This is a genomic window from Chitinophaga sp. Cy-1792, from assembly GCF_011752935.1.
GTDB lineage: Bacteria > Bacteroidota > Bacteroidia > Chitinophagales > Chitinophagaceae > Chitinophaga.
The window spans coordinates 114,366-132,138 of record NZ_VWWO01000003.1 but is presented as its reverse complement, the minus strand read 5'-3'; the positions used below and the strand labels follow the sequence as shown (position 1 = coordinate 132,138).

The 17,773-nt window shown below is 46.6% G+C and carries 10 protein-coding genes; 2 read left to right on the top strand and 8 right to left on the bottom strand.

Annotated features, from left to right (window positions below; translation table 11 throughout):
* From F3J22_RS25775 to F3J22_RS25740, 8 genes are all read right to left on the bottom strand, one after another.
* Nucleotides 1–1,791, bottom strand: coding sequence for a glycoside hydrolase family 36 protein (locus F3J22_RS25775; RefSeq protein ID WP_167020883.1), 1,791 nt, complete (start codon nt 1,789–1,791; stop codon nt 1–3).
* A 26-nt stretch (nt 1,792–1,817) separates the two neighbouring features.
* The gene (locus F3J22_RS25770) at nt 1,818–3,686 is read right to left on the bottom strand and encodes an alpha-L-fucosidase (RefSeq protein WP_167020882.1); all 1,869 of its coding nucleotides are present in this window, start codon (nt 3,684–3,686) and stop codon (nt 1,818–1,820) included.
* 9 nt (nt 3,687–3,695) lie between these two features.
* The gene (locus F3J22_RS25765; RefSeq protein ID WP_167020881.1) at nt 3,696–6,230 is read right to left on the bottom strand and encodes a glycoside hydrolase N-terminal domain-containing protein; all 2,535 of its coding nucleotides are present in this window, start codon (nt 6,228–6,230) and stop codon (nt 3,696–3,698) included.
* A gap of 19 nt (nt 6,231–6,249) precedes the next feature.
* Entirely contained in the window at nt 6,250–8,703 is a 2,454-nt protein-coding gene (locus F3J22_RS25760; protein WP_240155212.1) for a glycoside hydrolase family 2 TIM barrel-domain containing protein, read from the bottom strand.
* Between the two features lie 204 nt (nt 8,704–8,907).
* Nucleotides 8,908–9,390: a response regulator transcription factor gene (locus F3J22_RS25755; protein ID WP_167020880.1), complete on the bottom strand. Its 483-nt coding sequence runs from the start codon at nt 9,388–9,390 to the stop codon at nt 8,908–8,910.
* A 915-nt stretch (nt 9,391–10,305) separates the two neighbouring features.
* Complete coding sequence (locus tag F3J22_RS25750; RefSeq protein WP_167020879.1) at nt 10,306–11,652, bottom strand: alpha-L-fucosidase; 1,347 nt, start codon at nt 11,650–11,652, stop codon at nt 10,306–10,308.
* A 29-nt stretch (nt 11,653–11,681) separates the two neighbouring features.
* Entirely contained in the window at nt 11,682–13,838 is a 2,157-nt protein-coding gene (locus tag F3J22_RS25745) for an alpha-galactosidase (protein WP_205195685.1), read from the bottom strand.
* An 18-nt stretch (nt 13,839–13,856) separates the two neighbouring features.
* Nucleotides 13,857–15,638 carry an alpha-L-fucosidase gene (locus F3J22_RS25740; protein ID WP_167020878.1) on the bottom strand — a complete coding sequence of 594 codons (1,782 nt, stop codon included), beginning with the start codon at nt 15,636–15,638 and terminating at the stop codon, nt 13,857–13,859.
* 824 nt (nt 15,639–16,462) lie between these two features.
* On the opposite strand from F3J22_RS25740, the gene F3J22_RS25735 reads away from it, so the two are divergent.
* Nucleotides 16,463–17,035: a TetR/AcrR family transcriptional regulator gene (locus F3J22_RS25735; RefSeq protein WP_167020877.1), complete on the top strand. Its 573-nt coding sequence runs from the start codon at nt 16,463–16,465 to the stop codon at nt 17,033–17,035.
* Between the two features lie 61 nt (nt 17,036–17,096).
* The gene (locus F3J22_RS25730; RefSeq protein WP_167020876.1) at nt 17,097–17,522 is read left to right on the top strand and encodes a universal stress protein; all 426 of its coding nucleotides are present in this window, start codon (nt 17,097–17,099) and stop codon (nt 17,520–17,522) included.
* The last annotated feature ends 251 nt before the right edge of the window (nt 17,523–17,773 follow it).

Sequence of the window (17,773 nt, the reverse complement as noted above, 5' to 3'; positions counted from 1 at the left end):
TTATTTTAAAGTAAGCACCATACCATTGTGGCCAGTCAGCTCCACGGTATAATTACCGGTAAATTTACCCAGAGATTTCCCTGTCCAGTAATCAAATACTTCGGTTGGTTTATTAAGTTTCACTGTATATTTTTTGGGAGATGTCTGCCAGTTGAGTAGAATCAAACGCTGATCTTTTCCTGCCTGCACCCTTCCTATTTCGAAGTTTGTATTTTCAAACGCTGCTGCCTTACCGGTTGGCGGCGCTGCTTTCTTCAACATATTCAGGCGTTCGGGAGATATCTTGGTAAGATCATCACCACTGAGCAACATACCTCCTGTGGCATATAACAGCGCTGCATGGAAGTTATATTCATTGTCAGGCATGTCTCCTGTGAGCACGAGGCAATCCGGATCGTTCCACCACAGGCGGCCGTTCTGCCATGACCTGTAAAGATTTTCGCGGCCCGACTTTTCAAATACCGTCCAGGTACGTTTGATATCCATAGAGCTGCGGGAGCCATGCACCAGGCCCAGCGAAGGCCACAGCGGATGGTTACAGCCCAGCAGGAACGCATCCCCGGCTCCTTTGATCACCGCAGCCATACCACGGCGATAGGCTTCTACCCTGGTAGCGGTTTTATCATAATACACACCACCATGAATAGCGCCCCAGAAGTTAGCATCCAGCTTGAAGTAGGTAACGCCCCACAGCTGACGCATTACACTGAATACTTCTGTTAAATGCGCCTGTACTGCCGGATTCGTTCCATCGAGCACAAACCATGGTTTTAAACGCCAGCCACCGAAAGTAACTTTATCGCTGCTCAAAGGTTTGCCGCTGGAATCTTTTACCAACCAGTCCGGATGTTCTTTAAATACTGCAGAATTGCTGTCGCAGATAAACGGCGCCACCCAGATTGCCGGCTCAAAGCCTTTATCACGGATAGATTTGAGCACCTGCTGCACATTACCACCGAAAGAATTACCAACAGATAACCAATCGCCCATATGCGGCTGATAGCCATCATCCAGCTGAATGTATTTTAATATCGGTGCGTTGTTTTTGATATAGTCGAGGTTATCGTAAACATTCTGCGCGGTAACCTTAGGACCGAAGCAATACCAGCTACACCAGCCATCTGGCGGCGCTTTGAACTCCAGGCGCGGATGATGCTGCTGAATACGTCCGGCAAATTTGTCGAGCAACTGGTTGCCGTCTTTTCCACTTTCCGCCATAAACTCCTCCAGCAGGAACGCTTTACCAGGCTGCAACTCCTGGTTCTCCAGGTCTTCAACAACTTTGATCGTATCTGCAGAAACATAAAACTTACCTACAAACTTATTACTGGAAGTATAGCCCAGCAAAAGTTCCGCATCATTCTTCGGATATAATCTTACTAAATTATATACCGCAAGATAACCATCCGGCTGAGGGATTTTGTAATGACCGGCATCGCTGTAATTACCTACTGTTTCCGGCTTTTCGAGTGTACCGGCAGTCTGGGTCAGCATCTGAAAACCTTCTGCATAGAAAGAAGTAGATGGCGCCAACACCTTGCCTACACTACCAATCACCACTTCTTTCAGGCGAATGGAACTACTACCAGTATTGACTACACGAATCGTACATACGTTACCGTTCCAGGTGCGCATTACCTTTACGGTAGCCGGCGCAACACTGCCGTTGGCCTGATAGGCAATACCGGCACTGTTTTTCAATGATTTAATAAACTGATCGGCACTACCTGCACGGGCAACACCCATACTGGCGCCTACAGCCGCTAACAGGCAGAAAATGTTTTTCTTCATCGTGAAATTTATTTGGGCGATTCTGTTTATTTCGATTGTAATTGTACTTCAAAAAGCTTCATCAGCTCTGCACCCTCTACCGACGTAGGTTTCATCGTCAGTACATATTCTCCGGGTGTAAGACTGATCACGCCTATCTGCTGTGTAATATTACCTTTCTGCTGCTGCACGGTAGCGGATAATTCCTGTTTATCCACCGCAACGGTAAAAGTACTGCCAGCACCATCGCCGGTATATTTCACCGCTACATTAAAGGTAACAGGATCGGTTACACGAACTTTCCATGACAGCACCTGATCGGCAGATTTCCAGCCAGATACATAGTAGCTGTTGATTTTGCCATCACCACGTACCAGTGCTTTGCCGGACTGACCCGCATCATAGGCCAGCAGCCTGTTTTGCACGCCGTTTACATCCAATAATCTTGATCCGGTAGCTGCCGTATTTTTTAAGTTACTCATCTCCAACACCACCACACTATTGATGCTGTCTGGTGCTTTAGCAGGTAATTGTATGGAGATATCCTGGCCATTTGTTCGTTTAAATTTAAGTGCTGTACTGGTGTTCATCAGGTAAGCCTTTTTAACGGTACCTTCCAGACCACCCACTACCAGCGGCTTTCCGGCTGGCCAATGGAATACATGCAGGTAAAGTTTATTGTCTTTCTGCGTCACCTCACCCCAGGCCTGCACTGGCAGCGGGGAAGCGGTAGTTCCATAGATACTGCTGCCGTAACGTTGCATCCAGGTGCCAATACCATGCAATATCACGGTATCCCTCGGATCAATAATACCATTGCCTTCCGGCCCGATGTTCATCAGGAGGTTACCTCCTCTGTCTGAAGCCTTGGCCAGCAGGCGGATAAAGAAAGATACCGGCTTATGGCTGTCGTCGTACTTAGAATAGCCATACGATTCATTGGTAGTAGGAATGGCTTCCCAGTCACCTACGGTCGGATAAAATTCAGCCGGCCTGTCAGAGGTATTACGGTAATCCCCAAAGGCAATACTGCCGCTGTTGGCGAGGCGTCCGTTTACCACTACGTGCTGATCTGTTTCCCTGATAGCTTTCAGGATACGGATGTTTTCACTGAGTGGTAATTTATGTGGTGTATCAAACCAGATAATATCCGGATGATATTTTGTTAATAATTCTTTGATCTGCGGGATAGATTTCTCATCTACATATTTCACTGCTTTAGGCAGCAGCTCCGGGTGAACGTCGTACCAGTTACGGCCACCGTAGAGGTCTTTATCTCCTCCTGGATTATCATAATCCCAGTCGTTGCCTGGTGCATCCGGGTGCTCCCAGTCGAAAGCATGTGAATAATAAAATCCGAACTTGATACCGTATTTCTTACAGGCGGCGGAAAGCTCCGCCATCGGGTCACGTTTGAAAGGTGAATTCTTTATGCTGTATTCGCTGAGTGCTGTAGGGTACATCGCAACGCCGTCATGGTGTTTGGCGGTGATCACGAGGTATTTCATACCAGCAGCTTTCACCATGCGTACCCAGGCATCTGCGTTGAAGTTTACCGGGTTGAAGGTGCGTATCAGCAGGGAATCGTATTCACCGCGGGAAATTTTTTCCTTACGCATGAGGTGTTCTGCATAGCCGCTTACTTTTTTCCCTTTCCATTCACCGCCGGGAACGGAATACACACCCCAGTGGATAAAGCAGCCAAACCGGGCGTCCCTCCACCAGGCGATGCGGCTGTCGTGCGATTTCATGGAGGCTGTCCACCAGCCATTTACAGCTTCGTCTACAGCTACCTGGTCTCTTGCCACGGCTTTCTGACTCAATACGCCATCATCATCGCCTTTTACTTGTGCCATGGCAGATGATGATATAACGCCAACGCCTATACTTAAAATTATGCTATGCAGGTATTTCATACGGGAATATTATTTGATAAGGTAAGCTTTGCCGGCAACGGTTGGCAGGTCGTATTCATACACCTGCTTCAGGTCCAGTGCTGCCAGTTTGGAGGCATCCTTTACTTCAGTTTTTGCTATCAGCGCCACCTGGTAATATGGATTGGCATTAGCACCTGCAGCAGGTTTCGCGCCAGCAATCTTCATTGGCTGGTGTACCCTGATACGACAGTTGCCACCCTGTGCGGAGCGGATAGCCGCGCTAACGAGTTTACCATCTTTCCATTGCATATCCACTTCAAAACCTCCTCTGGCTTTCAAACCCTTCACTGCTCCTGTAGGCCAGGCTTTCGGTAAGGCAGGAAGCAGGTAGATCACACCATCGTGGCTTTGCAACAACATTTCTGTAACACCTGATGTCACACCAAAATTGCCATCTATCTGAAACGGCGGATGTGCGTCAAAGAGGTTTGGATAGGAACCACCAATGTTACCGGCCATACTCACACTTTGCTCGCTGGCCAGGAAAAGTTGTTTATTCAGCATGGTATAGGCATGATCGCCTTCTTCGAGGCGTGCCCAGAAGTTAATTTTCCAGGATTTAGACCATCCGGTACCGCCATCGCCACGTAGCAGCAAACTACGTTTAGCCGCAGAGGATAGTATACTGTCGCGACGCGGAGAAATGAACGCTCCCGGAAACAGGCCATATACATGTGATGCGTGGCGGTGCTCATCTTTAGGATCGTCCCAGTCTTTGTACCATTCCTGTAACTGGCCATACTGGCCGGCATGGAAAGGATATATTTCGTTCAGCGTCTTTGTCAGCTTTGCTACCAGCTCCTGATTTTTGCCCAGGGCTTTGGATGCCAGAATGGTATTATTAAAGAGGTCGCGGATAATGCTAAGGTCCATGGTGGTGGCGATGCTCACGGATCCCTGGGCTTTGCCGTCTACACGGAAATTATTTTCCGGTGTAGTGGCCGGGTTGGTCACCCAGTAGCCGTTTTTATCTTTTACCAGCCAGTCGAGCATAAACTCACATGCCCCTGTAAGCTCAGGATAGACCGATTCCAGGAACTTTTTATCACCGGTGAACTGGTAATGCTCCCAGAGGTGACGACTCAGCCACGCGCCTCCCATTGGCCAAATTGCCCATTTGGGATTTCCGTTAGGGTCCTTGAAGTCGATACCACCCGCCGGATAGGTCATACCCCATAAATCGGAGTTATGATGCGCCACCCAGCCTTTAGCGCCGTAGTTAACGTCTGCGGTTACACGACCATTTTTAGCGAGCATACTGATAAAATCAAATAAAGGCTCGCCGCACTCAGAAAGGTTTGCCGGCTCCGAAGGCCAGTAGTTCATCTCGGTGTTGATGTTAATAGTATAGTTAGAGCCCCATGGTGGCTGCATGTCTTTATTCCACAAGCCCTGCAGGTTCATGGCGGTACCGCCCTTACGGGATCCGGAGATCATCAGGTAACGTCCATACTGATATAACAAGGTAGTCAGCTGCGGATCACGGTTGCCGCCGGCAGCGGTATATTCTTTTAAACGCTGATCGGTAGGATTTTTCGCATAGCCATCATCACCTAAATTCAATGCTACCCGATCAAACAATTTCGTATAGTCCTTTTCGTGACCATCCAGCAACTGCGCATAGCTGAGCTTACCGGCGTTATCCAGTGCAGCTTTTGCACGCTGTTCCGGGTTAAAAGGCTGGCCTTCTTTATTGTAGCTGGTGCCGATAGACAATAACAACGTCACATCAGTGGCGCCTTTTACGTGTATACCTGCGGTGTCTTCAGATATCTTACCATCTTTGGATCGTGCCTGCAGGTGTACGGAATAGCTGATCGGATCAGCTCCGTTTTCGCCCTTGCCATAAACGATCTGCTGCTTTTCCATAGGCCTGGCCGCCACATAGGACGGGCAGGTGCCAGACATGGCAATGTAATGTTTAGCGGCATCCACCACACTATTTGTATGCGGCATAGGGTTACCGAAACGGGTATCAAAAGTAATGGCTCCCGGCTTGCTGGCGGTAATACGCATTACCAGCAGCTGCGCAGGATAGCTGATGAAGGTAGTTCTCGTATATATTACACCGTTAGATTCAAATTTAACGGTGCTGATACCGGTATTTAAGTCCAGCTCACGCTTATACACTTTGGCATCCGGAATATCGCTACTCAGGAAAAGGCTTCCCAGCGTGAGATAGCGGGCACTGTACTTGCCCATCATCTCCCTGGACAGCTTATCTGCCTCCATATATTTCTCCTCATTCAACAGCTGGCGAAGTTGTGGCAGCAAGGTTTTTGCGTTCGGATTGTTGCCATCACGCGGCGTACCAGACCACAAAGTACCTTCATTCAGTTGCAGTTCTTCCTGTTGCACCCCACCGAAAACCATAGCACCAAGGCGGCCATTACCCAAAGGAAGTGCCTCCACCCATTGACTGGCAGGCTGTTTATACCAAAGTTTCAATAAAGAATCGGGAGGACTCGCCTGCGCACCCAGCGCGGCAATGCAAAGGCCCAGACTAATAATATATTTGGTCATCTGTATACAGATTAAATATTTATAATTCAATAAAACCTGTGCTCATTCCGTCAGCAGCAACGGCTACTATACTTTTGCCGCTGTTATTAGCAACCCTGATGGAATTCTGTCCGTTTGCCAGCTGCACTTTGCGTGATCCGCCAGCAGTTCCCAGATCGTCCTGTAATACCGCATTGCCGGCAACAGACCAGGAAACCTGGTTCGCAGCATCCAGGCAAAGTACACCGTTGGCATCTACCGCTTTAACTTTTATCAAAGTATAATCTCCCTGAGATTCCTTCTCCAGTATAAGTTTCACAGGTTTTCCCCAGGTGGCCGTCTGGTATGTCCAGGTCAGTTCATCGGTGATGGTTGTTTTTCCGGTGCGCGCAACAACACGTACATCGTTCTTACCACTTTGCAGGGCTACTTTCCAGCGAAGGCCGGCAGCAGGGAAGTTCTGGCTGTCACGTTTTTTAACACCGGCACTTTTTCCATTTACAAATAATTCGGCTTCCTGACAGTTGGAGTATACGCGAATTTCTTTCTCCTCTCCTTCCTTACCCCAGCGAACAGGCCAGTTATGACCGTAGATACGGGCCATAGGCGCGGTTGTCCAGTAAGACTGGAATACATAATATATTTCTTTCGGCGTGAGGTCTCTTGCTACAATACCTTTCTGGTTTACATAAGGCACCGGGTTTTCAGGGCGCAGCGGTGTGGAAAAATCCTTAAACACCCAATAAGCGCTACCAGTAAGCGTAGGCATAGTCTCCTGTTCTTTCAGGTGCCAGTCTACCAGGTTTACGGCATATGATTCAGACCAGTCGCCATCTTTTGAAGCGCGTGCATTGCCGCCGGTAAGGGCGAAGTCGCCGGTACGTTCATCGGCACCACCACCGGTGGCTATTTGTTGTATAAACTTCTCAGGATTTTCTGCATATCTGCCCTGGTGGCTGTCTGCCCCCCATTCCGCATGGAAGAAGTGTGGCACTTTTGCAATTTCGTTCAGGCTTTCCTGTTTGTATTCGGTATAACGTCCACGGTACCAGCCGGCCCAGATAGACGGTGAATAAACGTCTACAATATCTTTACAGAAATCACAACGACGGATAGTTGTTAGTCGGGTACTATCCAGCTGATGCGCCATGGTATTGAGTTCAGACATAAAAGCATGAATCTTCGCCTTATCAAATTCTGGGAAGTCGCCAGGCCAGTCGTTTTCATTACCAAGTCCCCAGAGGATTACAGCCGGGTGATTGCCATGCTGGCTGATCATATTGGTGAGCATTCGTTTGGCCTGTTCTTTATAGATCGGGCCACCGAGGCCACCACGGCACCATGGAATTTCTTCCCACACCAGGATACCCAGGCTATCGCAAAGCTGCAGTACCAGGCGGTTTTGCTGGTAGTGACCCAGGCGGATAAAGTTGGTACCCATATCTTTCATGAGTATCATTTCTTTCCTGATATCATTGTCAGACATGGCAGCGGCAACGCCGGCATGGTCTTCGTGGCGGTGGGTACCGCGCAGCAATAATCTTTTACCATTCAGGAAGAACGGACCATGTTCTTCGAAGCGGAAGTTTCTGAAGCCGGTAGTGCTGGTATAGGTAGCAGTTCCTGCGGTGGAAGTAACTTTCGCTTCTACCGTGTATAACAATGGCTGGTCGGTAGACCAGCGTATAGGTTTTTTTATGGAGATGCTGGCCAGTTGCTGATTTCCCCCGGAGATGTTTACCTGGGAGGAGATATTTTTCACCAATTGCCCGCGAGGATCGCGGATATTGATTTCCAGCGAGGCGTTCTGTATTTTTTGTTGGTTGATGAAAGAAGAGGAGATAATCAGGTTTCCTTCGTTACCGTTTGCATCAGTAGTTGCCTGTACATGGAAGGCATCAAATGCTAACGCCGGTGTATATACGATTTCCAGCGGGCGGTAAATGCCACCATATACGTTAAAGTCGGACATGGAAGAAGGAATCATTTCCAGGTCGCGGGTATTATCGCAGCGTATAGACAAAGGAATTTTGCCTTTGAATTTTTTTGCTTCGGGCGACTGGAGGAATTGCTGTACAGCCTCGGTGATATCTACGGACCATTCGTCGTAGCCGCCGGTATGGGCGCCTACCTGTTTAGTATATATATAAACGGTTGTTTTCTGTCCGGCGCCGAGGAAGTGCAGGAAGGTACGGCCATTATCATAAGGATTCTTAACATCGATATTGGTTCGGTACCAACCGGGGCCCTGGTAATAGTTTTGGTCAGGGTCTACGGCATCGCGTTCGTTGAAGCAATGCGGTATTGTCACTTTAGACCATAATGGTACGGATTCCGGGCTGCCTTCTGCTGCCGGCCTGACGGCTTCCCATACGCCGCCGAGGTCACTTTTCAGGAAGTCCCACTGGTTGTTAATACGCAATGATTGTTGGGCTGATAATGACTGACAGCACAGGAATGCACTAAGGCACAAGTAAAACGTTTTTCTCATCATAACGGGAAACAGGTTGAGTTCAGGCAAAGGGTGGTGCAAACGTATGCATCACTTCAATTTAAGATAAAATGGAATAGCCTATCAAATATACTGTTTACGGCCTCCAAGTTACGCAATCGATTGCACAAAATACGGTAATATTTTCTCTTTTATGCATAGCATTTTCAATTGCTAAACGCCTGTAATCCTAGGTGGAAGAAGGGGCTAAATGAGGTGTTCTTTCATGGCTTTAACGATAGCATTAGAGCGGGAATTAACATCTAGCTTACGATAAATATTCATAATATGAGAGCGTACAGTACCCACACTGATGTGGCAGTGTTCTGATATTTGTTTGTAGGTATCACCGCTGACGAGGCAGCGTAGTATTTCCTTTTCACGCGGCGACAAGCCATAGGTATCATGCTGTTGCTGCAGCTGTTCATTTCTTTTATTAAAGAATGCCAGTACTTTATTAACGGCCATCATATTGTTTTGCATAGCCGTTTCATAAACCTGCGAAATGAATTCAGATAACGTAACAGGTGAAATTCTGTCTGTAGACAAGGCAGCCTCCATGGTTGGCAACTGCGTAGCCGAAGTCGAATCCTCTCTTAAAGTAAGCAGAATTACATTGATGTCAGGGTATGCAGCTTTAACTATACTTGCCGCTTCTATTGATGATAATCCGGGTATCTCTATATCCATAAAAACCAGGTTACAGATATCTTTTGCTAATTGTTGTAACGTTTCCGTTGATTCATTATGCCTTCCGTTTATTTCAAAAATCTCGGTATCGCCCAAATGTCCAGCACTGTTAGGCCCCACTTTTTTCATAAAATTCCTTTTGGGTTTTGATTTTCATATGAAAGTATCCTCCAGGTAAACTGCTAGTTTTGGAAGCTGCATGGTCAATAAATAAACTGGATAGATCTAATCAATATCTGGCAACTCACAATATTGAATGTCTAAAACCTCAATATTGAAAGCATATCAAAATATTGATGCATATCATAACCATACTGAAACAAATTTGATACAAATACTCGCAGCAGTCAATCGGATAGGTATATGGTTTTTCAATAAAAATTAATATACAATATGTTTTATATTACAATAAAGATATAATCATAAATTGGCTGACATTTAAATCATAACGGATCAACAAAAATGCAAAACACTAATAATCAACACCTTACAAGTCGGCAATTCAACAGCTATCTTTCAAATTAAATTTTTATCTATATATGTTTTTCTTGCGGTTTAGTCCCCAAACAACCAACTTTTAACTAACGGAGATAACCCAAAATAATTTGCTTTCCACCCTCACTAGATAAAAATAATCTAATCCGGTCCGGTCTTTCCAACATACTAGTCTTCACATTTCTGCATCATCTCCCAAATTAACATCCTAGTCAAATAAAACTTATATAATATACGTAATTTTTAAAAACAAGGATCTGCAATTTTTTAAAAAGATGACTATTGTAAAAATATAAATCTTTTTACGAAATATAAAAGCCAAAAAAAGATCCGGGGCCGGAAAAAAGTAAAAGCCGCTACCCGCGCTCTTCTTATTTCCAACCCCGGATCTGGGGAGTGAATTATCTTTCTGTTAACCGCTTATTGCAAAATCAGTTCAATTACCGGAATTTCCACATCAGGCTTCAATACCGGCAGGTCAAGTGCCACATCTCCATTATCTGTATTTCTCATTTTAATCTCTGACCCATCATGCAGGAACTGTGCATATTTGATCTTACCCTTCATACCCGGCAGGTCGAAACGCTGCAACGGATAATCCAGCAAATGCACATACAGCCTTTTTGTAGTAGGATTATAGGTCAGCAGTGCATTATCCGGCTTTTTAAATTCTGCCGGAGCAGCGGTACAACCATAAATGGAACGGCTGTTAACATTCATCCACGTACCCATTCCACCTAAGGCTTTCTGTGCCCTGGCATCGAATAGCCCCCTGGAAGTAGGTCCTACATTCAATAACAGGTTACCTCCCTTACTCACTGACTCGATCAGCAACACCAGCAACTGTTTGTTATCTTTCCAGGAAGTCTCATCCCTGTAATATCCCCATGAACCACTGAAGGTCTGACAGGTTTCCCAATGCACCCGTTTACCATTTCTCATCGGCCACTCGGCTACCTTGTACTGCTCCGGTGAAACGAAATCAAAGCCATCATCATAGTTATTTAAATCCAGCCGGTCATCTACAATTATACCTGGTTGCAGGGTACGAATCATCTTCAGTAATTCTTCTGAACCCCAGTCATTGTGATCTTTTCCATGCTGACCAGGGAAACTGAAGTCCAGCCACAGGATATCGATCTTTCCATAATTGGTCAGCAGTTCTTTCACCTGGTTATGGAGATAGGTCCTGTATTTGGCCATATCTCTGCCTTTGTTCAGCTTATCATAATCTGCCGGATTGTTCGGGCGCTGCGGATGATTATTATCGATGGTATAGTCAGGATGATGCCAGTCGATCAAAGAATAATAAAACCCTACTTTCAGTCCTTCGGCCCTGAAAGCATCAACCCATTCTTTTACCAAATCCTTTCTGATAGGGGTATTGGTGGCTTTATAATCGGTAAACTTAGAATCGAACAGACAGAATCCTTCGTGGTGCTTGGTGGTCAGCACGGCATATTTCATACCGGCGGCCTTGGCCATTCGCGCCCACTCACGCGGGTTGTAAAGGTCCGGATTGAAGTTATCAAAATATTGCTGGTAGGCGCTATCAGTCAGCCTTTCCCTGCTTTTCACCCATTCGTGACGGGCAGGCATAGAATACAGGCCCCAGTGGATAAACATACCGAAGCGGTCATTCAGCCACCAGGCCATGCGCTGTTCTTTCTGTTCATCCGTTTCATTGGAGAGTTTTTTTTGTGCATGCACCTGTAGCTGTAGCAACAATACCAGCAAGGTCAGCATAGTAAACGTAATCTTTTTCATGCGGAATTTTAATTGGTTTGATTGTCAGATTATTCTACCACCAGCCAGGTATAACCTGCCGGAGGAATGGTAACTTTTATGTGTGCATTGTAAGAACGGTCAAGGCTATACGTTTTTGCCGGCCCTTCTTTTTCCCTGATGGCAGCGGTGCTGGTCAGTCCTGTATAATACAATGGCAGCGCTATTTCCCGGGTCATGGCAACGTTGGTAGGATTGTACAGCATCACCAGTGCCTTCTGCTTCAATGCAGGGGCCACATGCATGATACCATCCCAGTCGCGGCCATCGGCACGGCGCAGGTGAATCATATCCGCATTTAAGATCTCCCTGTATTTTTTATACCAGCTGATTACCTTTTGCACCAGTTGTTTCGTACTATCGGTGTCGTATAAACGCGGGCCACGGTAACAGGCCTGTACCCCGGCGCCATAGTACTGCATCATAAGCTGCTCATAGCTGTCGCGGTGGTCGTTCAGCGGCTCCAGCGTGGCAGCGGCACCGCCGCCCTGGTATTGTGTCAACGGTACAAAGCCCCAGCTCATCGGACCGGTTTTCTCCCAGGTGCCATCAAAAATATTCTGTCTGTTGAGGATTTTCTGTTCCGCCCTTGGCAGCGAAAAATTCACTTCGCGGTAGCCTAATGCTATCTTGTTGGTACCATCGAGAAAGTACCAGTCCGGCGCATTTACATAAATATTTCTGGCAAACATCCAGTGGTACAAATCTTTCTGCAATAGCATCTGCTTCCACTGCGAATCTTCCAGTCCTGTATGTCCCGGGTGCTTTGTGCTGGCGCAGCGATCGCCGGGATAAGGGCCGTCATTTTCGAAGATTTCAAATCCTGTGGCGTCAAAGAACCTCTTGATTTTTGCGAGATAAGCCAGGCCCCAGTTGCTACCCAGACAAGGTGCATTCACGAAGAATGCATGTCCGGGCTTACCTGTAGCAGAATCGATCACATCATCTTCATCACTGATTTTTCTGCTGCTGAATAAAGAATAACCACCCAGCATCACTTTTTTGCTTTTCGCGTAATCCGCCAGGGATTTATATTTGGAGATATTGGCGGCACTGGTATCTTCCATGTTCAGGCCACTGCCAAAGCTCAGGATCACGCCCTCATAACCTGTAGCAGCACATTGGTCGATAATCGCTTTTACTTTCTCCGGATCTGAACTTACCAGGTGCATGAAAATCGGGTTCCTGGTTGTCCACGGTGCAATAGCCCTGTACATGGCTCTTTGCGCGAGACCGTTGCGTTCGCGGTCATAGCTGTCCCTCAGCAGCTCATATGTTTTTACGGATTCGAAATGTTCACCTGTAGCCATTTTGATACCTACCGGTACATTCGGATACACTTCGAGTACGCAGGGGGTGAGGTAATCATAATTCACCTGTGAAGTATAGGTGGAATCAGCTTTCCAGTGGGTGGTCTGGTCGCTGAGATTCGCTTTCATGGCGTTGTTGAAGGCAAAATTACTTTCTATATAAATCCCGTGCGGAACGGCCATATCCCTGGTTTTCCCTACTACGGCGGATTCTTCTTCCGGTGTAGCAAGCATTTCATTGATTACCTGGTCTAGCTTTATCGTATGTCCGGTACCGTTAGTTACCTCCAGCCATTTGCAGATAACAGGAATACCATCGAATAAATCGTAATGCACTTTTACGATCAAACCTTCTATGCCAGCCGATTTCGGGGCAGCATAGGAGAAGATAACCGATTTACCACTTTTATATTTCGTATGCCCGTTTGCAGGTAACGTAGGTTGCAACGGTGTAATTTCATAACGTTGATAAGTAAAGTCGTTGTTACCTGCTTTCAGCTCTCCCAGCCATTCCGGCAGCAGGTATGCCTGTTGCGGCTGACCATAAGCGCCGCCTATGTTATAGGTTTTACCGTCGATGATCAGCGCCGCTTCCGGTTTGATTGCGCGCAGCAGCTGTTCACCGCTGACAAGGTTCCTGTAATCGGTGCAGATGAGGTTTGGCGTAGTACGGAAGCTACGACTTAACAGGCCATTGCTCAGGGTAATTTCATTGCCATTGACACGGATATCCGCCTTATAAGCGCTGTTGTCTATCAACCAGTCTTTGGAAACCGTTGCTGCTGGCTTTTGCGCGGAAACATTCATTCCTTGCAGGAGTAGCAGCGTGGCGGTGGTAAGTGTAATAATCTTTTTCATTGTTAACTGTTCTGCTTATTAATTGAGCGGCTGCAGTATTACATTACGCAGTCGGAAAAGTTCTTTTTTGTTCGCTGTAGCTGGTTTCACGGTGAGGTTATACTCACCGGCAGCATCAATATGGATTACACCAACGGCATGTTGTATAAACATCATCGGCTGGTGACTATCGTAGGTACCGGTGGGCAGTGTCAGGAATGGCAGCTGCTGGCCACCGATGGTAACCAGTCCGGGCTGGGTGGCAGCGCCGGTTTCACATTGGTAATCGAGTAAAACCTTGTAGTCGCCGGGCTCCTGAACATGTAGCGGGAATACCAGTGCATCCTGTGGTTGTTTCATATTGATGGCGCAGTTATCATGTTTCCAGTCGCCGTAATAATGGGAATAGGTAAAGAGTTTCGTAGCGGCGTCGCCGTTAAACACTGCCCATACGGGAGAAATGGTAATGGCAGGGTATTGGCGGCTCACGGTTTGGGTATGCAGTTGTGACAGGTCCTGTTGTTTTCCGCTATATTCCAGTACCAGTACGGTATTCCTGCTATCTGGCAATGTTGCCGGCAGTGTTACGATGGTCTCATTGTTTCGCTGTGTCCATGCCAGCGTGGTATTGGTGCCTAAGACCTTAATACTTTTTATCTGTGCATTTATACCTGGAATGGTAAGCAGATGATTGGCAGGCGTTTCCCAGATGTGCAGGAAGAGTTTACCGGGTTTGCTGGTGGTAACGCCCCATGGCTGTGCCGGGATGAGACCATAGGTAGATCCGTAGATACTTTCCCCGTATTGCTTCAGCCATTTTCCTGTTTCCTGGAGGTAGCGGATGCTGTATTCAGGCCAGTTGCCGTTACCGTCGGGGCCTACATTGAGCATGAGATTTCCGCCTTTGGAGGCGACGTTGGAGAGCAGGTGAATAATTTCTTTGGGTGATTTAAAGTTAAGGTCGTGCTGAATATATCCCCAGGAGTCGTTATGGGTATAGATAGATTCCCATGCACCGGAGATCGGTGTAGGCGGCACTTCAGAATCCCCGAAGTCGCGGTAATCGCCGAGGTTATGTCCTACCCTGCTGCTGAAGAGGCAGTTGGGCTGGAGTCTGTGCAAACTATCAACCAGTTGTTTGGTTTGCTCGGGGGTGAGTCCGCCGGGCATATCAAACCAAACGATATCGAGGGGGCCGTAATTGGTGAGCAGTTCTTTCAGCTGTGGTATTGATTTAGCGCGATAATATTGCTGGTAGTCTTTATCACTTTCTTTAAAGTCCCATTTGTTGCCGCCGCCGTTAGGTTCGTGCCAGTCGAGGAACTGGGAGTAGTAGAATCCGAACCGTATCTGTTGCTTTTTACAGGCAGCATATAGGGCGCGCATCGGGTCTTTTTTATAGGGGGTGGCGTCTACGATATCGAAGTCGGTGACTTTAGAATCGAACATGCTAAAGCCTTCATGGTGTTTGGCCGTGATGACGAGGTACCTGATACCTGACTCCCGGGCGATGGAGGCCCACTGGTCGGCATTGAATCCGGTAGGGTTGAATGTCTGGGCTACTTTGGCGTATTCGGCTGCCGGTGCTTTTGCACGGTTCTGTATCCATTCGCCGCTGCCATAATAGCTGGAGTCCTTCCATTTTCCACCAAGTTTAGAATAGAGGCCCCAGTGAATAAAGAGGCCGAATTTGGCGTCTTTAAACCAGGCCAGGTTGGGGTTTTCATTATTTTTCGCAGCATCTTTCGTCCACATGTCCGGCATATCCTGTGCGGATACACGTACATACATAAACGTTAGCAACAACAACCATTTTTTCATCTTGTGGAACATAGGTAGATATTGAATTGAGTAGATGAAAAAATAGCTATATAAACTGGTAAGAGCAAGTACCTACAAAAATGGTATCAGGGAAAGGGAAAATCCTATGGAATAAAGCAATTGGCAGCTTAACTACTGCTTAACTAAATAATCCGGTTGTTCGGGTTAAATTAGTTGTGGTTATAATTAAAGAAAAGCTACTGTATTTGGAAAGTAGGCTATTGGGCATGATCCTCGGGGTGAGGGTATGCCTGCTGATTTACTATCAAAGAAAGGAGCACTTGCATTTTCAACATCTTCGAGATTAAAAGATGTTTAGTTCGTCCCCTCGGCCCGTCAATCCCGAGGGGATTTTTTTTGCCCCGATTTTTTTTGTTAATCCGCGTTAACATATTTCTAATTAACAATTGGTCTTTTGAGGTAGGTTATTTTTGTCGGGTAGATAGTAAAAAATGAATGAGCGAGATCGTACAGCTTGTTGAAAAATTATCCTTTAAAATCTTTTACGCAACATAAACAACACTACAAACAAAGCAAACCTTTTGAATGTCGAATTGCAAAGCATATCCCCTTGTTGGCATTTTGATAAACAAAACAAAGAAAACACAAGGATATTGCGCCTCCCATTCCTGGGGGGCGTTTTTTGTTTTACCCCTTTAGCTTATAATTCCCTTTTTTCTGGGGATGCCTTCGGCATCCCCAGAAAAAAGGGGCTGATGGGCCGCCTCCGGCGGCCCATCAGCCCCTTTAAATCCCATGTTTTAAGAATAATTTAACCTTTTTTTTGACATTAAAATGAATACTTATTCGCTTATCTTTGCAGTATGAAAGTGAAGGATGACCGGAAAGTGGAGCTGATATTTCAGGCTACCCTCAAACTGGTAGCCAGTAAAGGTCTTGCAGGTATTACCATGGGAGATATCTCCCGGGAAGCCGGCATCGCTACAGGCACACTTTATGTGTATTTTACCGGCAAAGACGAGCTGATAAACGCGCTCTTCGCCGCCAACAGAGCAAACTCTGTACAAGTGGCCTTCAGGGGATACGACCCGGCCGCTCCCTATAAGCCCGAATTCAGGGGCATATGGATGAACCTACTCCGCTACAAGCTGCAACATTTCGAAGAAGTCGTATTTCTCGAACAATGCTATCATTCCCCGTACATCACGGAGGAAACAAGGCTAAAAGCCCGCGATCTGGCAGCTCCGTTTTACGAACTAATCGAAAGAGGACAAACTGAACTGCTCATTAAACCGGCAGACCCATCGCTGTTACTCAGCTTTATGATGGGCGCCCAGAATGAGCTGGTCAAACAAACACATTACAGCAATGATAATCTCAGCAAAAAGAAGATAGATCTCACCTTCGACCTATGCTGGGACGCCCTCAAAGCCTGATGTGGATGATTAAATGTTCGAAATAAACGGAACCTTTACTCACTAATAAATTGTATCTCGTATGTCAGACATTATGATTGCGGTAGATCTCAGCGCTTTTTCCGAAGAGGTAATCAACAAAGGCGTAACACTCGCTCAAAAAATGCAAACAAGTGTTACACTCCTTTCCGTTGTAGAAGTAGGCCTCGGTATCGCATTACCGGAAACAGTAGCCGAACTGCCGGCAAGAATCCGCGACACAGAAGAACAACTGGCCGAATTTAAGAATCAATACCCCGGAGCTGACATTAAAATCGTAGTAGCTACAGGTAACCCTAAAATGGTTACCCTCGAAGTTGCCCACGAAAACAACGCCTCCATGCTGGTAGTTGGTACGCACGGCCGGACCGGCCTCGATCACATGCTAATCGGCAGCACCGCGGAATATATTATCCGCCATGCACGCATCCCGGTACTCGTTGTTCCCTATAACAAAGAAGATCATTAAACCTTACTAACACTCAACAATCACTAAAACAACAAGACCGCAGCCTCCTGCTGCGGTTTTTTTATTCCTACGCCAATCATCTCCCGATCATCTGACTAAAGAAAAAGACGTATCACTTATTCTGCGCAATTAAAAAATAAACTATATTTATTCTGAATAACCAGTACCCAGAATCTCCCCCAATAGCAGCCACATCCAGCCCTCTCACTGGTGCTTAACCTTTATTGTTTCTTTTGATAAACCTCAACCTC

Excerpts from the sequence above, each read along its gene's own strand:
- F3J22_RS25735 (WP_167020877.1), top strand. The coding sequence starts at position 16,463 with ATGAAAGTGAAGGATGACCGGAAAGTGGAGCTGATATTTCAGGCTACC.
- F3J22_RS25770 (WP_167020882.1), bottom strand. The coding sequence starts at position 3,686 with ATGAAATACCTGCATAGCATAATTTTAAGTATAGGCGTTGGCGTTATA.
- F3J22_RS25730 (WP_167020876.1), top strand. The coding sequence starts at position 17,097 with ATGTCAGACATTATGATTGCGGTAGATCTCAGCGCTTTTTCCGAAGAG.
- F3J22_RS25740 (WP_167020878.1), bottom strand. The coding sequence starts at position 15,638 with ATGAAAAAATGGTTGTTGTTGCTAACGTTTATGTATGTACGTGTATCC.
- F3J22_RS25745 (WP_205195685.1), bottom strand. The coding sequence starts at position 13,838 with ATGAAAAAGATTATTACACTTACCACCGCCACGCTGCTACTCCTGCAA.
- F3J22_RS25750 (WP_167020879.1), bottom strand. The coding sequence starts at position 11,652 with ATGAAAAAGATTACGTTTACTATGCTGACCTTGCTGGTATTGTTGCTA.
- F3J22_RS25765 (WP_167020881.1), bottom strand. The coding sequence starts at position 6,230 with ATGACCAAATATATTATTAGTCTGGGCCTTTGCATTGCCGCGCTGGGT.
- F3J22_RS25760 (WP_240155212.1), bottom strand. The coding sequence starts at position 8,703 with ATGATGAGAAAAACGTTTTACTTGTGCCTTAGTGCATTCCTGTGCTGT.
- F3J22_RS25775 (WP_167020883.1), bottom strand. The coding sequence starts at position 1,791 with ATGAAGAAAAACATTTTCTGCCTGTTAGCGGCTGTAGGCGCCAGTATG.
- F3J22_RS25755 (WP_167020880.1), bottom strand. The coding sequence starts at position 9,390 with ATGGATATAGAGATACCCGGATTATCATCAATAGAAGCGGCAAGTATA.